The organism is Mesorhizobium sp. M7A.F.Ca.CA.004.06.1.1 (assembly GCF_003999135.1).
In the GTDB taxonomy this organism is placed as follows: Bacteria; Pseudomonadota; Alphaproteobacteria; order Rhizobiales; family Rhizobiaceae; genus Mesorhizobium.
In genome coordinates this window covers 1-2,122 of record NZ_RZPQ01000903.1, presented here as the reverse complement: position 1 = coordinate 2,122, position 2,122 = coordinate 1, and the positions used below count along the sequence as shown (strand labels likewise).

Here is a 2,122-nt window from a genome sequence, read left to right as displayed (position 1 = left end):
CAGGTTTTCGCCGCGCCCCAGACGTCGCGGTAGAAGCCCGGCATCAGCGCCATAATGGCGGTGAACAGCAACGCCGGCACCGCTGTCAGGATGTAGGCCGACATCCGACCTTCTGTCGCAATGGCGCGCACCTTGCGGCGCAGCTTGCCGCGCTCGCGGATCGTCGTCGCCAGGCCGTCGAGGATCTCGCGCAGATTGCCGCCCGAACTGGTCTGGATCGAGACGGCGGTGACGAACAGCGGCAAATCCTCCTGGCCGACCCGGTCGAACAGCGAGTTCAACGCCGAAACCAGATCGGAGCCATATGTCACCTCGTCGGCGATGACGCCGAACTCGGTGCCGATCGGGTCGGGCATCTCGCGCGCCACCATGGCGATCGCCACCGGCACCGGATGGCCGGCCTTCAGGCCACGCGTGATCAGTTCCAGCGCCTCCGGCAATTGCATGCCGAACCGCTTTACCCGGCGCTTGCGCTTGAAGCGCAGCGTGATCACCGGCAGCACCGGCACAAGCACCACAAACAGCACAAGCCCCATCAGCGGCGGCAAGCCGTACCAGATGGCGACCAGGGTCATCGCCATCGCCACGCCGCAGCTGATCATCAGGAATTTCGACAGCGGCATGATCATGCCCGACTGGGTTCGCAAAGCGCGGAACCGATCCAGCGAAAACAGCGGCGTGCCTGCGTCGAGGCCGCGTTCCTTGCGCAGTTGGACAAGCACCTGCTCCTGGCTGATCTTGTTTTCCTGCAGCTTCATGCGCCGGTTGATGGCGGTGCGCTTGTCGCTGCGGCCGGCATAAAGCAGGTAGCAGGCCTCGGCGATCAGGATGCCGGTCAGCGCGGCCGCGGCATAAACGACATAGATAGCGCTCATTCCATCGAACACTTGGCTACTCCTGCGGCCGGCCGGGTTCGAAATATCGTCCGGGAAACTCGATGCCCATGGCGCGCAGATCCTCGAGGAAGCGCGGCCGGATGCCGGTCGCCTCGTAGTGGCCCAGAATCCTGCCGTCGGCCTCCATGCCGGTACGCACAAAGCGGAAGATCTCCTGCATCTGGATGACATCTCCTTCCATGCCGGTCACCTCGGCGACACTGGTCACCTTGCGCTTGCCGTCGGACAGGCGCGTCAGCTGAACGATCAGGTCGAGCGCGCTGGCGATCTGGCTGCGGATCGACTGCACCGTCATCGGCATGCCGGTCATGCCGAGCATCTGCTCGAGCCGCGAAATGGCGTCGCGCGGCGTGTTGGCATGGATGGTCGCCATCGACCCTTCGTGGCCGGTGTTCATTGCCTGCAGCATGTCGAAAGCCTCCTCGCCCCGGCACTCGCCGAGGATGACGCGGTCGGGGCGCATGCGCAGTGCGTTCTTGACCAGGTCGCGCTGCTTCAGCTCGCCATGGCCTTCGATGTTGGCCGGACGTGTTTCCATACGCGCGACATGCGGCTGCTGCAGTTGGAGCTCGGCCGCGTCCTCGATGGTGATCAGCCGCTCGTCTTCCGGAATGAAGGCCGACAGCGCATTGAGCATGGTCGTCTTGCCGGTGCCGGTACCGCCCGAAATGATCGTCGTCTTGCGGGCATGCACGGCCGCCGCCAGCACTTCGGCCATGTTCTGGGTGATGGCGCCGAATTCGACCAGTTTGTGCAGGCCGAGCTTGTTCTTGGAAAATTTGCGGATCGACACCAGCGGCCCATCGACCGCAACCGGGCGGATGGCCGCGTTGAAGCGCGAGCCGTCCAGCATGCGGGCATCGACCATCGGCTGCGATTCGTCGACACGGCGACCGACCGCGGCGACGATCTTGTTGACGATGCGCAGAAGATGCGCCTCATCCTTGAACGGAATGTGGACCGGCTGCAGCTTGCCCTTCTTTTCGACAAAGCAGTTCATGTGGCCGTTGATCAGGATATCGTTGATGTCGGGGTCCTTGAGCAGCGGCTCGAGCGGACCGAGGCCGACCATCTCGTCGACGATGTCGTCGACCAGCGCGTCAAGCTCGACGGTGTTGATCGCCATCCGCTCCTGCTTGGTCTTTTCCGACACGAAATCACGCACTTGCCGGCGCATCTCATCCTTCGGCAAACGCTCCAGCGCGACAAGATTGATCTCTTCGAGC

General features: G+C 63.5%; 2 protein-coding genes. Both read right to left on the bottom strand.

Going from position 1 to position 2,122, the window contains the following annotated elements; all coding sequences use genetic code 11:
• Positions 1 to 887 (bottom strand): type II secretion system F family protein (locus tag EN906_RS31925; protein WP_164777525.1); only part of this gene is annotated, 887 nt, incomplete at its 3' end.
• A gap of 4 nt (positions 888 to 891) precedes the next feature.
• The coding region (locus EN906_RS31920) for a CpaF family protein (protein ID WP_164777524.1) at positions 892 to 2,122 on the bottom strand (1,231 nt) is incomplete at its 5' end.